Source organism: Paracoccus sp. SSK6 (assembly GCF_039770665.1).
GTDB lineage: Bacteria > Pseudomonadota > Alphaproteobacteria > Rhodobacterales > Rhodobacteraceae > Paracoccus.
In genome coordinates this window covers 13,180-32,982 of record NZ_JBDPNJ010000002.1, presented here as the reverse complement: position 1 = coordinate 32,982, position 19,803 = coordinate 13,180, and the positions used below count along the sequence as shown (strand labels likewise).

Here is a 19,803-nt window from a genome sequence, read left to right as displayed (position 1 = left end):
GCGGGGTGGCGCGCGTCCTGCCCCCGGCGGTGCTGTTCGCCCTGATCGGGCTGGCCGGGCTGGCGCTGCCCCTGGTGCAGTTCAAGCCGAACCGGATCGTGGCGGGCGAGCGCCTGAGCCTTGCCGCCCTGCCCTGGGGCATCGCGGTGGTGCTGGCCTTGGGCGCCGTCCTGGTCGCCGCCTGCTGGTCCCGCTGGCCCTCCCCCCTGCGGCTGGCGGCGTCCGTGGTGGGGCTGGTCGCGGTGACGCTGGTGCTTGGCGCGGCGGCCGCGCATCTTGTGCCGCCGGGCAACATGCTGGCGCGGGTTTCGCCTGCCGCGGGCTTCTGGCTGCTGCTTCTGGCTTTCGGGCTGATGCTGGCCGATGCCGTGAACCGGCTGCGGCTCTCCCTGGCCGTTCGCTGGCTGATACTGGCGGGCGCGGTGGCGCTTGTGGCGGCAATCCTTGCGTCGGGCGCGCTGGACGGCGTGTCGGTCATGCGCGAATACGCCACCCGGCGCGAGCTGTTCGGGCGAGAGGCGCAGGCCCATCTGACGCTGGCCTTCGGCTCGCTGGGCGCGGCGCTGCTGGTGGGCATCCCCATGGGCATCGCGATCTTCCAGGCGCCGCGTCTGCGCGGTCCGGTGCTGGGCGCGCTGAACATCCTGCAGACCATCCCCTCGCTGGCGCTGTTCGGCATCATGATCCCGATCTTCGGCTGGATCGCCGCCACGCTTCCGGGGGCGGCGCAGATGGGCGTGTCGGGCATCGGCGTCTTTCCGGCGCTGGTGGCGCTGTTTCTCTATTCCCTGCTGCCGGTGGTGTCGAACACGCTGGCGGGGCTGTCGGGCGTGCCCGCCGCGACGCGGGACGCCGCCCTGGGCCTTGGCATGACCCGCGCGCAGCTGCTGACCCAAGTGCTGATGCCATTGGCGCTGCCGGTGCTGCTGGCGGCGGTCAGGATCGCGTTGGTCCAGAACATCGGGCTGGCGGTGATCGCGGGGCTGATCGGCGGCGGCGGCTTCGGCACCTTCGTCTTCCAGGGCCTGAACCAGACGGCCATGGATCTGGTCCTGCTGGGCGCGCTGCCGACCATCGCTCTGGCGCTGGTCGCGGGGATCGCGCTGGACCTGCTGGTCCAGGGCGCCCGGAGGGCTCTGGCATGATCGAGATCCAGAACCTGACCCGCCTCTACGGCGGGCTGCGCGTGGTGGACGATGTCAGCCTGACGGTCCGGGCGGGGCAGTTGCTGGTGCTGGTCGGCACCTCGGGGTCGGGCAAGACCACGCTGCTGCGCATGATAAACCGCCTGGTCGAGCCTTCCTCGGGCCGCGTGCTGATCGAGGGCGTGGACACCGCCACCCTGCCCGCGCATCTGCTGCGCCGCCGGATCGGCTATGCCATCCAGGGCCACGGGCTGTTCCCGCATCGCACGGTCGCGCAGAACATCGCCACCGTGCCGCGCCTGCTGGGCTGGCCGCGCGCCCGGATCGACGCGCGCGTCGATGAACTGCTGGACCTGTTCCAGATGGACCCGGCCGCCTTCCGCGACCGGATGCCGCATCAACTGTCCGGGGGCCAGGCGCAGCGCGTGGGCGTCGCCCGCGCCCTGGCCGCCAGGCCCGACCTGCTGCTGATGGACGAACCCTTCGGCGCGCTCGACCCGCTGATCCGCGCCAAGGCGCAGGCCGATTTGCGCGACATCCAGCGCCGGCTTGGCACCACGCTGATCCTGGTGACGCACGACATGGCCGAGGCCGTGGCCCTGGGCGACCGCATCGCCGTGATGGACAAAGGGCGGCTTCTGCAGGACGACACGCCCGCGCGCATCCTGACCGAACCGGCGACGCCCTTCGTGGCCGACCTGATCGGCACGGCGGACCGGGCGCTGCGGCTGCTGTCGCTGATCCCCGTGGCCGAGATCACGATGCCGGGCGATGCCGCCGGCCCCGCCATCGCCCCAGGCGCCAGCCTGCGCGACGCCCTGGCCGAATGCCTGTGGAGCGGCCGCACCGCCCTGCCCGTCGAAGGCGGCGGCGTGGTGACGCTGGATGCCCTGCGCGCGCAGGCCCGGCACCCATGACCGGCCGCATCCTGCTGGGCCTGACGGGGCTGTTCCTGCTGGGTTTCCTGATCTCGCCCGCCAGCTTTGCCCCGCTGCTCCAGCCCTTCACCCGAAACAACGCACCGGCGATCTATACGCAGACCAGCCTTCTGTCGCTGACCCTATCGCATCTGGCCATCGTGGCGGCGGCAGTCGCGGCATCGACAATCATCGGGCTGGCCCTGGCGATCCTGGTCACGCGGCGGGCGGGGCGCGAGTTCCTGCCCTTGGCCCGCACCGTCACCGCCGTGGGCCAGACCTTTCCCCCGGTCGCGGTGCTGGCCCTGGCGGTGCCGGTCCTGGGCTTCGGCACCGGACCGACGCTGGTGGCGCTGTTCCTCTACGGGTTGCTGCCGGTCTTCGAGAACGCCTTGGCCGGGCTGACCGGCCAGCCGCCCTCCATCGCCGAGGCCGCGCGCGGCATGGGCCTGACGCCCCACCAGAGGCTGTGGCAGATCGACCTGCCGCTGGCCCTGCCCCTGCTGCTGGCGGGGATGCGCCTGACCGCCGTGATCTCGCTGGGAACGGCGACCATCGGCTCGACCGTCGCGGCCCGGACGTTGGGCGAAGTCATCATTGCCGGGCTTCTGTCGTCGAACACCGCCTTTGTGCTGCAGGGCGGTCTGGTCGTCGGCATCCTGGCGGTGCTGATCCACTATGGGTTCCAGGGGTTGGAGAACCGTGTGAGGCGGCGGATGGGGTTGGAGTAACGGCATGGCTGATCGGCGAAGGCCATCGCCTTCGCCGTGCGTTGCGATTGCCCCCCAAACCGCCGGGCTTCAAAAGCCCGGCCAGCGCCCGCCCGCGCCGGCCTACCGGGGTCGCGGAACCGAAACGTCTCTGATGGAACCCGGTCAAGCGGCCGGGGGGAACGCATGCGTTTCCTGATCCCGCCCGGTCAGGGACACCCCTCAGATCGCCACCGGCAGCACGTTCCAGATGTCGCTCATATATCCCCGGATCGTGCGGTCCGAGGAAAAGAACCCCGACCGCGCGATGTTCAGCGCCGCCATCCGGTCCCAGGTCGCGCTGTCGCGATAGGCGGCGTCCACCCGGCGCTGCGTGGCGAAATAGTCGTCGAAATCGCTGGCGACCAGGAAGGGGTCGTCGTTCCAGGTCCGGTCCAGCAGGGAATAATAGCTCTCGGCCCGGCCAAAGCGGCCCTCGGCGATCAGGTGCAGGGCCGCCTTCAGATCCTCGCTTTTCTCGATGGCCGTGCGGGCATGGCCGGGGGTGGCGGCCTCGGTCGCGGCCTCATCCGCCGTCAGGCCGAACAGGAAGAAGTTCTCAGGCCCGACCAGGTCGCGGATTTCCACATTCGCCCCGTCCAGCGTGCCGATGGTCAGCGCGCCGTTCAGGGTGAACTTCATGTTGCCGGTGCCGGACGCTTCCTTGCCCGCCGTGCTGATCTGTTCGGACAGGTCCGCCGCCGGGATCAGATCCTCGGCCATCGAGACGTTGTAGTTCGGCGGATAGGCGATCTGCAGGTATCGGGACGTGACCGGATCGGTGTTGATCGTCGCCGCCACGTCGTTGATCAGGTGGATCACCGATTTCGCCAGCCAGTATCCCGGCGCCGCCTTGCCGCCGAAGATCTTGACGCGCGGCGTCCAGTCGCCGTTCGGATCGTCATGGATGCGCTGCCACAGGGCGATGGCCTCCAGGATGTTCATGAGCTGGCGCTTGTATTCGTGGATGCGCTTGACCTGCACGTCGAAGATCGCGTCCGGGTCGGTCTTCAGCCCCAGATCGGCCAGCAATCCGTTCGACAGCCAGACCTTGTTGGCGCGCTTGACGCCCGCCAGCGCCTCGCGGAAGGCGCCGTCTTCGGCATGGGATTCAAGCCCGCGCAACTGTTCCAGGTCGGTGGTCCAGCCCTCGCCGATGGTGTCGTCCAGAAGCTGGGCAAGGCCCGGATTGGCCATGCGCAGCCAGCGGCGCGGGGTGACGCCGTTCGTCTGGTTCACGATCCGGCCCGGATGCAGCCGGTTGAGATCCGCAAAGACCGTGTCCTTGACCAGTTCGCTGTGGAGCGCCGAGACCCCGTTCACCTTGCCCGACATGATGAAGGCCAATTCGCCCATCCGCACCTGGTCATGCTGGACGATGCCGACATGGGCGGGGCGCCCGGTCGCGGCGCGGTGGTCGTCGTCGATCATCTGGATGATCTGCATGTGGCGCGGCAGCACGCCGCCCATCAGCCAGGTGGACCACCGCTCCAGCGCCTCGGGCATCAGGGTGTGGTTGGTATAGTTCAGCGTGCCGCGCGCCAGATCGCGCGCCCGGTCGAAGGGCAGGCCATGGTCGTCCATCAGCAGCCGGATCATTTCCGGCCCGGCGATGGCCGGGTGCGTGTCGTTCAACTGGATCGCCACCTTTTCGGGCAGCAGCGTCAGATCGCCATGTTCCTGCAGGAACCGGCGCAGGATGTCCTGGAGCGAGGCCGAGGTCAGGAAATATTCCTGCTTCAGCCGCAACTCCTTGCCCGCGTCGGTGGTGTCGTCGGGGTAAAGGACGCGCGACAGGGTGCGTGCCAGCGCCTCGGGTTCCGCCGCCGCCGTGTGGTCGCCCGCGTTGAAGCGGTGCAGATCCAGCAGCGTCGTCGGATGCGCCCCCCACAGGCGCAGGGTATTGGCCCAGTTGCCGCCCCAGCCGATCACCGGCGTGTCATAGGCCCGCGCGATCACGCTTTCGCCCGGACGCCAGACGGCGCGGCCATCCACCGTGTCCACATGCCCCTTGAAGCCCACGGTATAGCTGTAGTCGATCTTCACGAATTCCCAGGGGTGGGGCTGGTTCAGCCAGTCCTCGGGCGTTTCGACCTGCTGGCCGCCTTCGAAGCGCTGGCGGAACAGCCCGTGTTCATAGCGGATCCCGAATCCGAAGGCCGGGCAGTTGAGCGAGGACAGCGATTCCATGAAGCAGGCCGCCAGCCGCCCCAGGCCGCCGTTGCCAAGCGCCGCGTCGGGTTCGTTGTCCAGGATCTCCTGCCGGTCGAGGCCCAGCATCCGCAGCGCCTCGTCCATGGGCCTGTCCAGCCGCAGGTTGATGATCGCATCGTCCAGGATGCGGCCGATCAGGAACTCCATCGACAGGTAATAGACGCGCTTGGCCCCCTGGTCGCGGGACGCGCGAAAGGCATTGATCCAGGTTTCCGTCATCAGGTCGCGCACGGTATAGCTGACCGCCATCCGCCAGTCGAAGGTCGTCGCGAATTCGGGACCGCGGCCCTGGGCATGGGTCAGGTGGTGCAGGATCTGGTCGCGCAGGGCCAGTGCCGTGGGGATGTTCTTCAAGATCGGGCCTCGCGCGCAGAGGGTCGGGAATCGGTCAACCGGCGTCGGATCGCCAGGATACCGGCCACGGGTTAATTTTTGTTGCCAACTTTCCATGCGGTTGAAAAGGGGCCGGATGCTCAACCGACGCCACGTCCCGCGACTGCCCGCACCTGCGGCCGGATGCCTGCCCCGAAGGCGCCTGCCTCAGCCCTCGGGTGCCAGATCGCACAGGACGAAGACCACAACGCTTTCCGCCGCAATCCCCTCGACCTGTTCCGCCCGCTGATCGGGAGCCTCGTCGCGGGCGCTGTCCAGCTGACGGCGCCAATGCCCGCCCTGCGTGGGGTCCGGCAGCCGCACGGTCGCATCCGGGCCATTGTTCAGGACCAGAAAGATCGCCCCCGGCAGCGCGGCATAGGCGGGCGTGCCCGAGGCCATGCGCATTTCCGCCGCCAGCAGCCGCAGGCCGGGATCCGACCAGTCGGCAAGCGTCATCGGCGCCCCGTCGGCGCGGCGCCAGAACAGGTCGGGCAGCCCGTCCTGCTGGCGCGGCTGGCTGTGCAGGAAGCGGCGCTGGCGCAGGATCGGATGGGCCTTGCGGAAGGCGATCACTTGGCGGCAGAAGTCCAGGAAGCCCGGATCCGCGCCGCTCCAGTCCACCCAGCCGGTCGGATTGTCCTGGCAATAGGCGTTGTTGTTGCCGCCTTGCGAATTGCCCAGTTCGTCGCCTGCCAGGACCATCGGCGTCCCCTGGCTCAGCAGCAGGGTCGCCATCAGGTTGCGGCGGCGGCGGTTGCGGCGGGCCAGGATCGCAGGGTCGCCGGTCGGCCCCTCGACGCCCATGTTGTCGGACAGGTTGTGGTCGTGGCCGTCGCGGTTCCCCTCGCCATTCGCCTCGTTGTGCTTGTCGTTGAAGCTGACGGTGTCCATCAGCGTGAAACCGTCATGGGCGGCGATGAAGTTCACCGACGACGTGGCCGCCCGCCCGTCATGATCGAACCGCGCCGCCGATCCGGCGACGCGTTTCGCCAGCCGGCCCACCATCCCCGCGTCGCCGCGCCAGAAGCCGCGCACCTGATCGCGGAAACGGTCGTTCCATTCGCAGAACGGCGCGGGGTATGCGCCAAGCTGATAGCCGTCCTGCCCCAGATCCCAAGGTTCCGCGATCAGCTTGACGCGGTTCAGGACCGGATCCTGCCTGATCGCGCGAAACAGCGGCGCGTCGCGGTCAAAGACGCCCCGCGTGCGGCCCAGGACCGAACACAGATCAAACCGGAAGCCGTCCACATGCATCGCCTCGACCCAGTATCGCAGGCTGTCCATCACCAGCCGCAGCGCGAAGGGGCTGTCGAGGTTCAGGACATTCCCCGTGCCCGCGTCATTGACGTAAAAGCGCCGGTCCTCGGCCAGCCGGTAATAGGCGGCGTTGTCGATGCCCCTGAAGGACAGGGTTGGTCCAAGCTGGTCGCCCTCGGCCGTGTGATTGTAGACCACGTCCAGGATCACCTCGATCCCGGCCTGGTGGAAGCGGGCGACCATCCGCTGGAACTCGGCAATGTCGCCGTCCCGCATGTAGCGCGGCTCGGGCGCGAAGAAGCCATGGGACATGTAGCCCCAGTAATTCGTCAGCCCCCGGTCGGTCAGGAAACGGTCGTCGGCAAAGGCATGGACCGGCAGCAGTTCGACGGCGGTGATACCCAGGGCCGTCAGGTGATCCAGGATCGGGTCTGAGGCCATCGCCAGATAGGTGCCGGGCTGCCGTACCTGCGGGTGCAGCATGGTCAGGCCCTTCACATGCGCCTCGTAGATGACGGTGTCCGTCAGGGGGGTGCGCGGGGGACGGTCCTCGCCCCAGCTGAAGGCGGGATCCACGACGACGCAGCGCGGCATCCGGGCAGCGCTGTCGCGGCGGTCGAAGGAGAGATCCGCATCCGCGTGGCCCGCGCGGTATCCGAACAGCGCGTCATGGATGCGCGGGCTGCCGGTCAGGCGCTTGGCATAGGGGTCGATCAGCAGCTTGTTGGGATTGAAGCGGTGCCCGTCCTTCGGGCGATAGGGACCGTGGACGCGGTATCCGTATCGTTGTCCCGGCGCCAGCCCGGCGACATGGCCGTGCCAGATATGGCCGTCCCGTTCCGGCAGGGGGATGCGGGTTTCGCGGTCGCGATCGTCGAACAGGCACAGCACCACCCGGTCGGCGTGCTGCGAGAAAATGGCGAAGTTGACCCCGCCCCCGTCGAAGGATGCGCCAAGCGGGAAGGGATGCCCCGCCGTGATCGCGTGGGTCATCGACCCGCCGTCAGCCGGGCATAAAGCGCGGCATAGGCCTGGGCCGACTGGTCCCAGCCGACCGGCTGCGCCATGGCGTTCGCGACCAGCCGGGACCATGTGTCCCGGTCCGCGTAAAGCTGGCACAGCCGGGTCAGCGCGCCCCGCAGCGCATCCACCGTGACGGGCGAGAACTGGATGCCCGTCGCCACGTCGCGCGCCAATGCGGCGGGGGAGGCGTTGATGACGGTATCGGCCAGTCCGCCGGTCAGCCCGACCACCGGCACCGTGCCATAGCGCAGCCCGTACATCTGCGTCAGCCCGCAGGGCTCGAACCGCGAGGGCACCAGGATCGCGTCGCCCCCGGCGATCAGGCGATGCGACAGCGCCTCGTCGTAACCGATGCGGGTGGCGACATGGGGGTTCTGATCGCCCGCCAGGCGGAAGCCGTATTCCAGCCCCGGATCCCCCGATCCCAGCAGCGCCAGTTGCCCGCCCCGGTCCAGCAGCGCGGGCAGCGCCTCCAGCACCAGGTCCAGGCCCTTCTGGTGGGTCATGCGCGACACGATCACGCAAAGCGGGCCATCCGCGTCGGGCAGCCCCATCTCGGCCCGCAGGGCGGCCTTGTTCGCGGCCTTGCCGTCCAGGCCGGCATAGGGCTGGATCGCCGGATCCGTCGCCGGGTTCCAGGCGTCGGTGTCGATGCCGTTCAGGATGCCCGTCAGCGCGCTGCGGCGATGGCGCATCACCCCGTCCAGACCCATGCCGAATTCGGGAGTCATCAACTCCTCGGCATAGGTCGGGGACACGGTGGTCAGCGCATCCGCGCCCATCAGCCCCGCCTTCAGCGCCGAGATGCCGCCATAGAACTCATACCCGTCCACATGGAACCGGCCGGGATCCAGGCGCAGCGAATGCATCCGCGACGCATCGGTGGTGCCGGGAAAGGCGACGTTGTGGATGGTCAGCACCGTGGCGGGCCTGCCGCCCATCTGGCGTAGGTATTCGGTGACGAAGCCCGCCTGCCAGTCATGGCCGTGCAGCACCTGCGGATGCCAGCCCCCCGCGCCATGGGTGCCGATCCAGGCACCCACCCAGGACAGGGCGGCAAAGCGTTCAGGATTGTCGGGCCAGTCACGCCCGTCCGGGCCCAGATAGGGATTGCCCGGCCGCGCGAACAGGTGGGGCGCGTCGATCACCAGCAGGTCAAGGCCCGCCGCCTGACCGGCAAGAAGCCGGGCGGAGGCACCGAACAGGTCATCGAAACGCGCCACCTCGGCCCCGTCCCGCAGGGCAGCGGTCACGGCGGGATAGCCGGGCAGCAGCGTGCGCATCTGCACCCCCTGCCCCGCCAGCGCGGCGGGCAGGGCCCCCGCCACATCGGCAAGCCCCCCGGTCTTGACCAGCGGCGCGCATTCGGACGCGATGGACAGAACCCGCATCACAGGCTTTCCGCCCGCCGGTCCAGCATGTCCTGGGTAATCAGCGTGATGCCTCCTTCGCTGACGCGGAACCATCTGGCGTCCTCGGCATGATCCTCGCCCACGACAAGGCCTTCGGGAATGACCACGCCCCGGTCGATCACCGCGCGGGTCAGCCGCGCGCGCCGGTTCACCGTGACATAGGGCAGCGCCACGACATGGTCCAGTTGCGCATAGCTGTTGGTATGGACCTGCGTGAACAGCAGCGAATTGCGGATTTCCGTGCCCGAGATGATGCAGCCCCCCGACACCATCGACGATATGGCAATCCCGCGCCGGTCCTTTTCGTCATGGATGAACTTGGCGGGCGGGGTCGCCTCGGAATAGGTCCAGATGGGCCAGTCGCGGTCCCACAGGTTCAGTTCGGGCGTGAAGTCGGTCAGGTCGATATTGGCCTTCCAGAAGGCATCGACCGTCCCCACGTCCTTCCAGTATGCGGGCGCGCCCGGATCGCGCACGCAGGACACATCGAAGCGATGCGCCATGGCCTTGCCGTTCCTGACGATGTCGGGGATCAGGTCGTGGCCGAAATCGTGGCTGGAATTCGGATCCTCGGCGTCCCTCAGCAGCAGGTCGCGCAGGAAGGGCCAGTTGAAGACATAGATCCCCATCGAGGCCAGCGCGCTGTCGGGATCGTCGGGCATCCCCGGCGGATCGGCGGGCTTTTCCAGGAACGAGGTGATGCGCCCGGTCTCATCGACCGCCATGACGCCGAAGGCCGTGGCGTCCATCCGCGGTACGGTCAGGCAGCCGATCGTCACATCCGCGCGGCTTTCGCAATGTTCGCGCAGCATGATCTCGTAATCCATCTTGTAGATGTGGTCGCCCGCCAGGATGACGATGTAATCCACGTCATAGCTGTCCACGATGTCGATGTTCTGGGTCACGGCGTCCGCCGTGCCGCGATACCAGTGTTCCTCGGACATGCGCTGGCTGGCGGGCAGGATGTCCATGAATTCGTTGCGCTCGGCCCGGAAGAAGTTCCAGCCCCGCTGCACGTGGCGGATCAGGCTGTGGGCCTTGTATTGCGTGGCGACCGCGATCTTGCGGATGCCGGAATTCATCGCGTTCGACAGCGCGAAGTCGATGATGCGGGTCTTGCCGCCGAAATAGACCGCCGGTTTCACGCGGCGGTCGGTCAATTCCCTCAATCGGCTGCCCCGCCCCCCGGCGAGCACGAAAGCCATCGCGCGACGGGTCAATCTTGCCTCGGACATTCAAGCATCCTCCCCTTCAACACGTTCCCCAGCTACGAAAATCACCACCGACAAGGGCGGCAGCGTGACCGCCATGGAGGCGGGCTGACCGTCCTGCGGCTTGCCCGTGGCCTCGACCCCGCCCAGGTTGCCCATGCCGCTGCCGCCATAAAGCGCGGCATCGGTATTGATCGCCTCGCGCCAATGGCCCGGCTGCGGCACGCCGATGCGGAAGCCGGGGCGCGGCACGGGCGTGAAGTTGCAGGCGACCACCACCGGCGGATCGCCCGCGTCGCCGCGCCGGATCCAGGCAAATGTCGATTGCGCGGGATCGGTCGCGATCCACTGGAAGCCCTCGGGCTCGGCATCCTTGCGGTAAAGGGCGGGCGTTTCGCGATAAAGCCGGTTCAGATCGCGCACCAGGGCCTGCACGCCCTGGTGGCGGGGCAGGGCTGCGGCAGGCCAGTTCAACTCGCCATTGTGGTTCCATTCCTCGGGCTGGCCCCATTCGCAGCCCATGAACAACAGCTTCTTGCCCGGATGGCCCCACATGAAGCCGTAAAAGGCGCGAAGGTTCGCGAACTGCTGCCATTCGTCGCCCGGCATCTTGCGCAGCATCGACCCCTTGCCGTGGACGACCTCGTCATGGCTGATCGGCAGGATGAAGTTTTCGGAAAACGCATAGATCAACCCGAAGGTCATCAGGTCGTGATGGTATCTGCGATGCACCGGATCGCGGCTCATGTAGCGCAGCGTGTCGTTCATCCAGCCCATGTTCCACTTGAAGCCGAAGCCCAGGCCCCCCGCATCCACGGGGGCGGATACCTTGGGGAACGACGTGCTTTCCTCGGCTACGGTCATGATGCCGGGCGATTCCGCATAGGCGGCGACGTTCATCGCCTTCAGGAAGTCGATGGCTTCCAGGTTTTCCCGCCCGCCATGCTTGTTGGGGATCCACTCTCCCTCGCGCCGGGAATAGTCGCGGTAGAGCATGGATGCCACCGCATCCACCCGCAGCCCGTCGATATGGTATTCGTCCAGCCAGTACAGCGCGTTGGCGATCAGATAGTTCTGAACCTCGGTCCGGCCATAGTTGTAGATCAGGGTGTTCCAGTCCTGGTGGAAGCCTTCGCGCGGATCGGCATGTTCGTAAAGCGCGGTCCCGTCAAAACGCGCCAGACCATGCGCGTCGGTCGGGAAATGGCCGGGCACCCAGTCCAGCAGCACGCCCAGGCCCGCCTCATGCGCGGCCTCGACCAGGTCGCGGAATTCGTGCGGCGGGCCGAAGCGGATGGTCGGCGCGTAAAGGCCCACCGGCTGGTATCCCCAGGATCCGTCAAAGGGAAACTCGCTGACCGGCAGCAGTTCCAGATGGGTGAAGCCCATGTCCGTGGCATAGGCCACCAGATCGCGGGCCAGTTCCTTGTAGGACAGGGGCCGCCCGTTCTGGTCCAGCCTGCGGCGCCAGGATCCCAGATGCACCTCGTAGATGCTGATGGGCGCGCGGCGGTCCTGGGCGGCGGCCCGGCCCGCCATCCAGTCCGCGTCCTTCCAGCCATAGCCCCTGATGTCGCGGACCACGCTGGCCTTTTCGGGCGGATGCTGGCTGCCGAAACCCACCGGATCGGCCTTCATCAAGAGCCCGCCATGGGCGTCGAGAATTTCGTACTTGTAAAGCGCCCCTTCGGCCACGCCAGGCAGGAAGATTTCCCAGACGCCGCTGCCGCCGATCCGCCGCATCGGATGCCGCCGCCCGTCCCAGGCGTTGAAAGGACCGACCACCGACACCCGCCGGGCATTGGGCGCCCAGACCGCGAAATGCGTGCCCGCCACGCCTTCGTGGATCATCACATGCGCGCCAAGCGCCTGCCACAACCGGCGATGCGTGCCCTCGCCCAGCAGGTGGAGGTCGATCTCTCCCAGAACGGGGCCAAAGCGATAGGGGTCGTCGAAGACCCATTCCACGCCGCCCGCCGACCGGGCCTTCAGGCGGTAAGGGCCGCCGACCCGCCCCCGGAACAGATCGCCGAAGATCCGGTCCAGGACCACATCGCCCGCATCCGTCACGGCAGTCATCGCGGCCACATCGGGGTGATAGACCGTCAGCCAGCCGTCATGCGGCCCCAGAATGTCGAAGGGGCGGTCGCAGCGTCCCCCAGACAGGTCGGCGATGTCGTCATTCGTCAGCCGTGACACGTCAGGCACCCGTCCCATATCCCCACTCTAACCGGCTCGCGGATCGAGGCAATCTGTCTCGTAACGCCGAAACCGCCTTTCGGGTGCCACGCCTGTCGTGTTCTATCGGCACACAGGCGACCCTACAGGAGCAGCGAATGACGGAATGGTGGCGCGACGCGGTGATCTATCAGATCTATCCCCGCAGCTTTCAGGACAGCGACGGCGACGGCATCGGCGACCTGCCCGGCATCACCCGGCGGCTGGACCATGTGGCGTCGCTCGGGGTGGATGCGATCTGGCTGTCGCCCATCTTCACCTCGCCCATGAAGGACATGGGCTATGATGTCAGCGACTACTGCGACATCGACCCGCTGTTCGGCACGCTGGCCGATTTCGACGCCCTCGTGGCCCGCGCCCATGAGCTGGGCCTGAAGGTCATCATCGACCAGGTTCTCAGCCATTCCAGCGACCGCCACCCGTGGTTCGCGGAAAGCCGCCGCTCGCGCGACAACGACAAGGCCGACTGGTATGTCTGGGCCGATCCGAACCCCGACGGCACGCCCCCCAGCAACTGGCCATCCGTCTTCGGTGGCCCGGCCTGGGAATGGGAGCCGCAGCGGCGGCAGTATTACCTGCACAACTTCCTGATCGAACAGCCCGACCTGAACATCTGGAACCGCGACGTGCAGGACGCGCTGCTGGACACGATGCGCTTCTGGCTGGACCGGGGCGTGGACGGCTTCCGGCTGGACACGGTCAACTACTACTTCCACGACGCCCGGCTGCGCGACAACCCGCCCAATCCCCATCCCGGCCCGGACACCTATACCTATCAGGAGCATATCTATTCCAAGAACCGGCCGGAAAACATCGGCTTCCTGAAGCGGATGCGCAGGCTGACCGACGAATACGACGCCCGCATGATGGTGGGCGAGGTCGGCGACCGGGGCGAAGGCGCCATCCGCATCATGGCCGAATACACCCAGGGCGATGACCGCCTGCACATGTGCTACAGCTTCGAGATGCTGAGCCACCAGTTCACCGCCCGGCATTTCCGCCACACCATCGAGGGCGTCCACCAAGGCGCGCCCGACGCCCATGCCTGCTGGTCCTTTTCCAACCACGACGTGTTCCGCCATGTCACCCGCTGGCTGCCCCATGCCGAAAGCGCCGAGGCCCTGGCCCGGCAGGCGGCGGCGATGCTGCTGTCCTTTCCCGGCACCATCTGCCTGTATCAGGGCGAGGAACTGGGCCAGACCGAGACCGAACTGACCTATGACGAGCTGACCGACCCCCCTGCCCTGCGCTTCTGGCCCGAGGTCAAGGGCCGCGACGGCTGCCGCACGCCAATGGTTTGGGAGGACAGCGAAAACGCGGGTTTCAGCACGGCAAGGCCCTGGCTGCCGGTCAAGGAAGCCCAGGCGGCGCGGGCGGTGGCGGGCCAGCAGTCCGACAATGACAGCGTGCTTTCGGCCTATCGCGCGGCCATCGCCTTCCGCAAGTCGCAGCTGCCGCTGCGGAGGGGCGAAACCGCGTTCCTGGACCTGCCGGAACCGATCCTGGCCTTTCATCGCGACGCTGGGGGACAGGCGCTGACCTGCGTCTTCAACCTCTCCGCCGAGCCGGCGGTGCTGACCCTGTCGGAGGATGCGGAACTGGCCGGCCCGTCGCGGGCCACGCTGTCGGATCGGGTGCTGGACCTGCCGCCCAACGGCTTCGCCTGGCTGGACCGCGCGGTGGGGCTGTCGGCCTGAGGTCAGTCGGGCTTGCGATTGATGAAAAGCTCGCAGGCCAGATAAAGACCGGCAGCCCCCGACAGAAGCGCCCAGAAGGGGCTGCCGGTGTAAAGCTCGACCCCCGCCCAGGCCAGGGGCACCACGACGCACAGCACCCGCACCCACAGGTGCCGGAAGAAGGGCGCATTCGGATCAACCAGCATCTCTCAGGCTCCTGCTTTGGACTGCAAATATCCCACGGGGGACCGGGGGTGTGAAACCCCCGGCCTTGCCGCGCTCATAACCCCGCCAGCCATGGCGGCGTCCCGGAAAACGCCCCCGCCACATGATCGACAAAGGCGCGCGTCTTGCGCGGCATCGGGCGGACCGGCGGCCAGACCACGCTGACGGGCAGGGGCCGCTGCGGCAGATGGGGCAGCAGCCGGACCAGCCGCCCGTCGCGCAGCGCGTCATGAACGATGAACATCGGCAACAGCGCCAGCCCGAGGCCCCCGATCGCCATGTCCCGGATCGCATCGCCGTTGTTGGCCGTGATCCGCCCCAAGGGTGGCGGGACCACCTCGGCAAAGGGCCACAGGTCGCCCATCCGGGCGTTCAGATAGCCGATGGCGCGGTGCCGGGACAGGTCTGCGGGCGCCCTGATGTCGCCATGCACCGCCAGATAGTCGGGGCTTGCGACCAGGACGCGCGGATCCTCGCAAAGCCTGCGGGCCATCAGGCTGCTGTCCTTCAACTCGCCGATGCGCAGGCCCACATCGAAGCCCGCCCGGCCCAGGTCGGCCAGTTGGTCGTCGTAATCCAGCACGATCTCCAGCCCCGGATGGGCGCGGGCGAAACCGGCGATCACGGGACCAAGGTGGCGGATGCCGAAGCTCATGGGCGCGGCGATGGCCAGGCGGCCGCGCAACTCGGCCTGCCCGCCCACGCTTTCGGTCGCGGCGATCAGTTCCGCCAGGGCCGGGCGCAGGCGGTCGGCCAGGGCCAAGGCATTATCGGTAGGCGCGATGCGGCCCGCGTGACGGGTGAACAGCGCCACGCCAAGCGCCGCCTCGAAATCGCTGATCCGCTTGCTGACCACGGATTTCGACAGGTCGGCCCGTGCCGCCGCGCCCGAGATGCTGCCCGCATCCAGCACCGCCAGAAATGTCCGTATGTCGCTGATCGACGGGTCCATGCGCGGACCATAGCCGAAGGCTTGCCGTTCGCAAGAACCGAACGCCGCATTGCCTGCAAGACGGGTGCCGCGAACGGCCCCCATGCGCCATATTGGATCCAAGCAAGGGAAGGAACAGCACTCATGCAACTGACCGGCATCCACCACCTGACCGCGATCACGGCGGACGCGGCGGGCAACAACCGTTTCTATACCGACACCCTGGGCCTGCGCCGGGTCAAGAAGACGGTGAACCAGGACGATACCTCGGCCTATCACCTGTTCTTCGCCGACGGGGCGGGCACGCCCGGCACCGACATCACCTTCTTCGACTGGCCCGCAGCGCGGGAACGGCGCGGGACGCACTCGATCAGCCGCACCGGGCTGCGGGTGGCGGAAGACAGCCTCGACTGGTGGGCCGCGCGCCTGTCGGACAAGGGCGTCCCGACCGGCAAGGTCACGACCCTGGACGGCCGCGCCAGCCTGGACGTGGAAGACCCCGAGGGCCAGCGCCTGCGCCTTGTGGCCGCCCCCGACCCGGTGGGCCAGCCCTGGGACCAGAGCCCCGTCCCGGCGCAGCATCAGATCCATGGTCTCGGGCCGATCACCATCTCGGTCCCCGACCTGGCCCCGACCGAGGCCGTGCTGACGCAGGTGATGAACATGACCAAGGTGCGCGACTATGCCAGCCCGGATGGGCAGGGGCAGGTCCATGTCTTCCAGATGGGTCCGGGCGGGGCCGCCGCCGAACTGCATGTCGCGGTCCAGCCCGGCCTGCCCGTGGCAAGCCAGGACGCGGGCGGCGTCCACCACGTCGCCTTCCGCGTGCCCGACACGGACGCGCTGGCCGAATGGGCCGCCCGCGTCCGGGGCTTCCGCGTCCCGAACTCGGGCGAGGTCGAGCGGTATTATTTCCGCTCACTCTATTTCCGCGAACCGGGCGGCAACCTGTTCGAGCTGGCGACCGACGGCCCCGGCTTCGACGTGGACGAGCCACGCGAGACGATGGGCCAGGGCCTGTCCCTGCCGCCCTTCCTGGAAAGCCGCCGCGCCGCCATCGAGGCCGGGCTGAAACCGCTGGACTGAACCCCGCGCCGGGGGCACCCTGCCCCCGGCATTGTCACCGGAGACCCACGCATGACCACCATCCTCGGCCTGTCGGGCAGCCTGCGCCGCGCCTCGTTCAACGCAGGGCTGTTGCGCGCCGCCCGCGACGTGGCGCCGGAAGGCGTGCAGATCACCATCGGCGACATTTCCGGCGTGCCGCTGTATAATGGTGACGATGAAGACGCCCATGGCACGCCGCCTGCGGTCGCCGCGCTGAACCGGCAACTGGCCGAGGCCGACGGGCTGCTGCTGGTGACGCCCGAATACAACAACGGCATTCCCGGTGTCTTCAAGAACGCCATCGACTGGATGTCGCGGGGCGAGGGGCTGGCGCTGTTTGCAGGCAAACCCGTGGCGGTCATCGGCGCATCGCCCGGAGGCTTCGGGACCACGCAGGCGCAGACGCATTGGTGGCCCGTGCTGCGCACCCTGCGCACACGTCCCTGGTGGGACGGCCGGCTGATGGTGTCGCGCGCGGGCGGGCTGTTCGACGCCGATGGCACCCTGACCGACGACAAGACCCGCCAGCAGCTTGCCGATTTCGTGGCGGGCTTCGCGGCCAGTTTGCGAAAGGACCGGCCATGACCCCCACCATCGACCATGTCGTCCTGAGCGTGCGCGACCTGCCCGGCATGACGGCCTTTTACCGTGACAGCATCGGCCTCACCCCGCTTGGCGGCGACGCTGACACCGCCCGGTTTGGCGCCGGCGGCCGCACCCTGCTGGAACTGCGGGGCGATCCCGCCGCCCGGCCCCGCGATCCGCGCCAGGCGGGGCTGTTCCACACCGCCTTCCTGCTGCCCGGCCGCGCCGATCTGGCCCGCTGGCTGCGCCACGCCGCCGACAGCGGCACCCGTCTGAGCGGGGCCAGCGACCATGGCGTCAGCGAGGCGCTGTATCTGGACGACCCCGAGGGCAACGGGATCGAGATCTACTGGGACCGTTCGCCCGACCAATGGACCCGCGATGGCGACCGGATCAAGATGTTCACGCACAGGCTGGATCTGAACGATCTGTTGTCTGTCGCGGATGGTCCCTGGCAAGGCGCGCCCCAAGGCAGCACCGTGGGCCATGTCCACCTGCAGGTCGGCGACCTGGACCAGGCGGAGGGGTTCTTCGCGGATGACCTGGGCCTGACGCGGACCTTCGACGGGCAGGGCGGGGCCTGGTATGGCTGGAACGGCTATCACCACCATCTGGCGGGCAATACCTGGAACAGCCGGGGCGCGGGTCCGCGCAATCCGCAGATGGCGGGCCTGGCCGAGGTCGTCATTAAGGAGCCCCAACGGGCGGGGGAAGCGATCACCGATCCTTGGGGGACGCGGTTCCGCTTCGTGTAGGGTGGGGTTCTACCCCACCTGTCAAAGGGTCATGGTGGGGTGAAACCCCACCCTACACCCGTTTGCCGTAGGGTGGGGGCTCTACCCCCACCTTTCGTGGCACCAGGATGGGGTGGAACCCCACCCTACAACTCCGCCCGCTCTCCCGGCGCCGTGGCGAAGGCATCGGCCCATTCGGGATGCTTGGCATAGCGCGCCGCGACATAGGAACACAGCGGCACGATCCGAAAGCCCTCCTTCCGCGCATCGGCAACCATGGCATCGACAAGCGCGCCCGCCGCGCCCGTGCCACGCAGCGCCTCGGGCGCGCCGGTGTGATCGGCGCTGATGCGCTCAGGGCCGCGGCGGGTGAAGGTCAGTTCGGCTTGCGCCTCAACGCCCGCCATCCGCGCGACATAGCGGCCGTGGCGGGCGTCGGTGTCTTCCTTGGTGATGGTCAGGTCAGGCATTCGTTCCTCCTTTCATCCAGTCTGCGGCGGCGGTCAGGTCGTCGGCCACCAGATCATGCCCGGCCTGCACGACACGGGCATCCAGGGCCGCGCCCTGGGCCGCCAGCCATTCGTTCAGGCGCGGCGCATGGGGGCCGTAAGGGTCGCGCACGCCGGTCAAGGTCAGGACCGACACGCCCGTCAGGTCCGTTTGTGGCAGATCCTCCAGCGCGGCCATGGACCGCATCAGGATCGCGCGGCGGATCAGGCCGGGATGAAGGCCCATCACGGCGGCGGCGAAGTTCGCGCCGTTGCTGTATCCCATCACCGTGATCCGCGCGGGATCGAGGTCATAACCCGCCAGCGCCCCCCTCCAGAAGGCGGCAAAGGCCTCGGCCTCGTCCCGAATATCCTGCTGGTCGAAGCTGGTCATCGAGGTGCGGCGGAAAAAGCGCGGGATGCCTTCCTCGGTCGATCTGCCGCGCACGCCCAGCAGGGTCGCATGGGGTGCGATCCGGTGGGCCAGCGGCATCAGGTCGGTCTCGTTCCCGCCCGATCCGTGCAGCAGCACCATGGCCGATCCGTCCGGCTCGTCGGGCTGGCGCAGCCGGTGAACGAAGGGAAGCTCTCTCATCCGTATCCTTTCCTCGCCCGGTCGGGCGAACTGCGGCAACCGCAGGCGCAGGTCGTCAGTGTTTTCCGCATGGGGCGGAAACATCAAGGTCCGGCCCAAGTCGGCGGCGGATTCGTCCACCGCCATGCCCGGACCGTCCGTTGCAAGCTCGACCAGCGTATCGCCCGGCTCGCGGACGTAAAGCGAAGCGAAATAGCGGCGGTCATGCACCGTCACATCGCCCGCGTTGCGCAGCTTCAGGGCGTCGTGATGGCCCTGCAATGCCGCAAGATCGGGCACCCGCAGGGCCACATGGTCGATGGTGCCGGTGCCCGGAATGCCGGGCACGAAGCCCGAGGCATCGCGGATGTCGATGGCGTCCGTGTCCGACAGCAGCCGGGTCAGCCCGCCCTCGGCCCCGCCAGCGCGATAGCCGAAGGGGCACAGGAAGGCGGCGGTCTGTTCGGAAACGGCGGACCAGATCGTCACGGCACGGATGCGCGTGGGCGCGGCGGGCCAGCCGGTGTCGGGCGCGTCGCTGCCTACCAGCTTGACGATGATGCCGTCGGGTTCCTTCAGCCGCAGCACCGGCTCTCCGAACTCCCGCACGGGGCCTTCGATGCGCAATCCCCGCTGCATGGCGCGGGTCAGCCAGTCGCCGATCCGCGCGCGGGGGACCGCCAGCGCGATCTCGGCCACGCGGCCATGGCCCACCCGGCCGGGCGCGCCGTCCTGCCAGACAAGGAAGCTGACCAACGTGCCGGGGGCGCCCGCCGGGTCGCCATAGAACAGGTGCAATTGGTCCGCATCCTCGAAGCCCGCCACCTGCTTGACCAGCGACAGGCCCAAGAAGCCCATCCAGAAATCGACATTCGCCTGCACGTCGCGGGTGATCGCCGTGACATGATGGATTCCGCTGGTCATCGCGCACCTCTGGTTCCT

16 protein-coding genes are annotated in these 19,803 nt (G+C 68.1%); 7 read left to right on the top strand and 9 right to left on the bottom strand.

All coding sequences use genetic code 11. The features are described 5' to 3' along the window. Positions 1 to 5 precede the first annotated feature (5 nt). From AAIL68_RS01920 to AAIL68_RS01910, 3 genes are read left to right on the top strand one after another with little or no spacing between them, the layout of a single operon-like run. Positions 6 to 1,145, top strand: coding sequence for an ABC transporter permease (locus AAIL68_RS01920; protein ID WP_347137809.1), 1,140 nt, complete (start codon positions 6 to 8; stop codon positions 1,143 to 1,145). Continuing rightward, on the top strand, positions 1,142 to 2,062 hold the full coding sequence (locus tag AAIL68_RS01915; protein ID WP_347137808.1) for an ABC transporter ATP-binding protein: 921 nt from the start codon (positions 1,142 to 1,144) through the stop codon (positions 2,060 to 2,062). Before AAIL68_RS01920 ends, AAIL68_RS01915 begins: the two co-directional genes overlap by 4 nt. Further along, entirely contained in the window at positions 2,059 to 2,793 is a 735-nt protein-coding gene (locus AAIL68_RS01910) for an ABC transporter permease (protein WP_347137807.1), read from the top strand. The genes AAIL68_RS01915 and AAIL68_RS01910 overlap by 4 nt, the downstream gene beginning before the upstream one ends. Before the next feature lie 201 nt (positions 2,794 to 2,994). Here the strand turns inward: AAIL68_RS01910 and AAIL68_RS01905 are convergent, their stop codons facing one another. The 5 genes from AAIL68_RS01905 to glgB all read right to left on the bottom strand — a co-directional run bounded on the left by AAIL68_RS01905 (position 2,995) and on the right by glgB (position 12,520). Beyond that, positions 2,995 to 5,352: a glycogen/starch/alpha-glucan phosphorylase gene (locus AAIL68_RS01905; protein WP_347138032.1), complete on the bottom strand. Its 2,358-nt coding sequence runs from the start codon at positions 5,350 to 5,352 to the stop codon at positions 2,995 to 2,997. Positions 5,353 to 5,565: 213 nt separating this feature from the next. Further along, complete coding sequence (glgX, locus tag AAIL68_RS01900; protein ID WP_347137806.1) at positions 5,566 to 7,650, bottom strand: glycogen debranching protein GlgX; 2,085 nt, start codon at positions 7,648 to 7,650, stop codon at positions 5,566 to 5,568. Then, positions 7,647 to 9,071, bottom strand: a complete 1,425-nt coding sequence (glgA, locus tag AAIL68_RS01895; protein WP_347137805.1) for a glycogen synthase GlgA — start codon at positions 9,069 to 9,071, stop codon at positions 7,647 to 7,649. The genes glgX and glgA overlap by 4 nt, the downstream gene beginning before the upstream one ends. Further along, entirely contained in the window at positions 9,071 to 10,327 is a 1,257-nt protein-coding gene (gene glgC / locus AAIL68_RS01890; protein ID WP_347137804.1) for a glucose-1-phosphate adenylyltransferase, read from the bottom strand. The genes glgA and glgC overlap by 1 nt, the downstream gene beginning before the upstream one ends. Continuing rightward, a complete protein-coding gene (gene glgB / locus AAIL68_RS01885; RefSeq protein WP_347137803.1) occupies positions 10,328 to 12,520 on the bottom strand; it encodes a 1,4-alpha-glucan branching protein GlgB in 2,193 nt (730 codons plus the stop codon). Positions 12,521 to 12,639: 119 nt separating this feature from the next. Here glgB and AAIL68_RS01880 point away from each other — a divergent pair, with 119 nt between their 5' ends. Next, entirely contained in the window at positions 12,640 to 14,238 is a 1,599-nt protein-coding gene (locus AAIL68_RS01880) for an alpha-glucosidase family protein (protein ID WP_347137802.1), read from the top strand. Between the two features lie 2 nt (positions 14,239 to 14,240). On the opposite strand, the gene AAIL68_RS01875 is transcribed toward AAIL68_RS01880, so the two are convergent. Beyond that, the gene (locus AAIL68_RS01875) at positions 14,241 to 14,423 is read right to left on the bottom strand and encodes a hypothetical protein (protein ID WP_347137801.1); all 183 of its coding nucleotides are present in this window, start codon (positions 14,421 to 14,423) and stop codon (positions 14,241 to 14,243) included. Between the two features lie 74 nt (positions 14,424 to 14,497). After that, entirely contained in the window at positions 14,498 to 15,394 is an 897-nt protein-coding gene (locus tag AAIL68_RS01870; protein ID WP_347137800.1) for a LysR family transcriptional regulator, read from the bottom strand. Between the two features lie 123 nt (positions 15,395 to 15,517). On the opposite strand from AAIL68_RS01870, the gene AAIL68_RS01865 reads away from it, so the two are divergent. From AAIL68_RS01865 to AAIL68_RS01855, 3 genes are read left to right on the top strand one after another with little or no spacing between them, the layout of a single operon-like run. Then, positions 15,518 to 16,459, top strand: coding sequence for a ring-cleaving dioxygenase (locus AAIL68_RS01865; RefSeq protein WP_347137799.1), 942 nt, complete (start codon positions 15,518 to 15,520; stop codon positions 16,457 to 16,459). A 51-nt stretch (positions 16,460 to 16,510) separates the two neighbouring features. Continuing rightward, positions 16,511 to 17,065, top strand: coding sequence for an NADPH-dependent FMN reductase (locus AAIL68_RS01860; RefSeq protein WP_347137798.1), 555 nt, complete (start codon positions 16,511 to 16,513; stop codon positions 17,063 to 17,065). Beyond that, complete coding sequence (locus AAIL68_RS01855) at positions 17,062 to 17,820, top strand: VOC family protein (protein ID WP_347137797.1); 759 nt, start codon at positions 17,062 to 17,064, stop codon at positions 17,818 to 17,820. Before AAIL68_RS01860 ends, AAIL68_RS01855 begins: the two co-directional genes overlap by 4 nt. A 125-nt stretch (positions 17,821 to 17,945) precedes the next feature. Here AAIL68_RS01855 and AAIL68_RS01850 read toward each other — a convergent pair whose 3' ends face one another. Continuing rightward, complete coding sequence (locus AAIL68_RS01850; RefSeq protein WP_347137796.1) at positions 17,946 to 18,269, bottom strand: GNAT family N-acetyltransferase; 324 nt, start codon at positions 18,267 to 18,269, stop codon at positions 17,946 to 17,948. Beyond that, complete coding sequence (locus AAIL68_RS01845) at positions 18,262 to 19,785, bottom strand: VOC family protein (RefSeq protein ID WP_347137795.1); 1,524 nt, start codon at positions 19,783 to 19,785, stop codon at positions 18,262 to 18,264. The genes AAIL68_RS01850 and AAIL68_RS01845 overlap by 8 nt, the downstream gene beginning before the upstream one ends. Between the last annotated feature and the right edge of the window lie 18 nt (positions 19,786 to 19,803).

What these genes read in the sequence shown, in the direction of transcription:
- glgA (WP_347137805.1), bottom strand. Translation starts at nt 9,071, where the DNA reads ATGCGGGTTCTGTCCATCGCGTCCGAATGCGCGCCGCTGGTCAAGACC.
- AAIL68_RS01855 (WP_347137797.1), top strand. Translation starts at nt 17,062, where the DNA reads ATGACCCCCACCATCGACCATGTCGTCCTGAGCGTGCGCGACCTGCCC.
- AAIL68_RS01910 (WP_347137807.1), top strand. Translation starts at nt 2,059, where the DNA reads ATGACCGGCCGCATCCTGCTGGGCCTGACGGGGCTGTTCCTGCTGGGT.
- AAIL68_RS01865 (WP_347137799.1), top strand. Translation starts at nt 15,518, where the DNA reads ATGCAACTGACCGGCATCCACCACCTGACCGCGATCACGGCGGACGCG.
- glgX (WP_347137806.1), bottom strand. Translation starts at nt 7,650, where the DNA reads ATGACCCACGCGATCACGGCGGGGCATCCCTTCCCGCTTGGCGCATCC.
- AAIL68_RS01880 (WP_347137802.1), top strand. Translation starts at nt 12,640, where the DNA reads ATGACGGAATGGTGGCGCGACGCGGTGATCTATCAGATCTATCCCCGC.
- AAIL68_RS01915 (WP_347137808.1), top strand. Translation starts at nt 1,142, where the DNA reads ATGATCGAGATCCAGAACCTGACCCGCCTCTACGGCGGGCTGCGCGTG.
- AAIL68_RS01850 (WP_347137796.1), bottom strand. Translation starts at nt 18,269, where the DNA reads ATGCCTGACCTGACCATCACCAAGGAAGACACCGACGCCCGCCACGGC.
- AAIL68_RS01860 (WP_347137798.1), top strand. Translation starts at nt 16,511, where the DNA reads ATGACCACCATCCTCGGCCTGTCGGGCAGCCTGCGCCGCGCCTCGTTC.
- glgC (WP_347137804.1), bottom strand. Translation starts at nt 10,327, where the DNA reads ATGTCCGAGGCAAGATTGACCCGTCGCGCGATGGCTTTCGTGCTCGCC.
- AAIL68_RS01845 (WP_347137795.1), bottom strand. Translation starts at nt 19,785, where the DNA reads ATGACCAGCGGAATCCATCATGTCACGGCGATCACCCGCGACGTGCAG.
- glgB (WP_347137803.1), bottom strand. Translation starts at nt 12,520, where the DNA reads ATGGGACGGGTGCCTGACGTGTCACGGCTGACGAATGACGACATCGCC.
- AAIL68_RS01870 (WP_347137800.1), bottom strand. Translation starts at nt 15,394, where the DNA reads ATGGACCCGTCGATCAGCGACATACGGACATTTCTGGCGGTGCTGGAT.
- AAIL68_RS01875 (WP_347137801.1), bottom strand. Translation starts at nt 14,423, where the DNA reads ATGCTGGTTGATCCGAATGCGCCCTTCTTCCGGCACCTGTGGGTGCGG.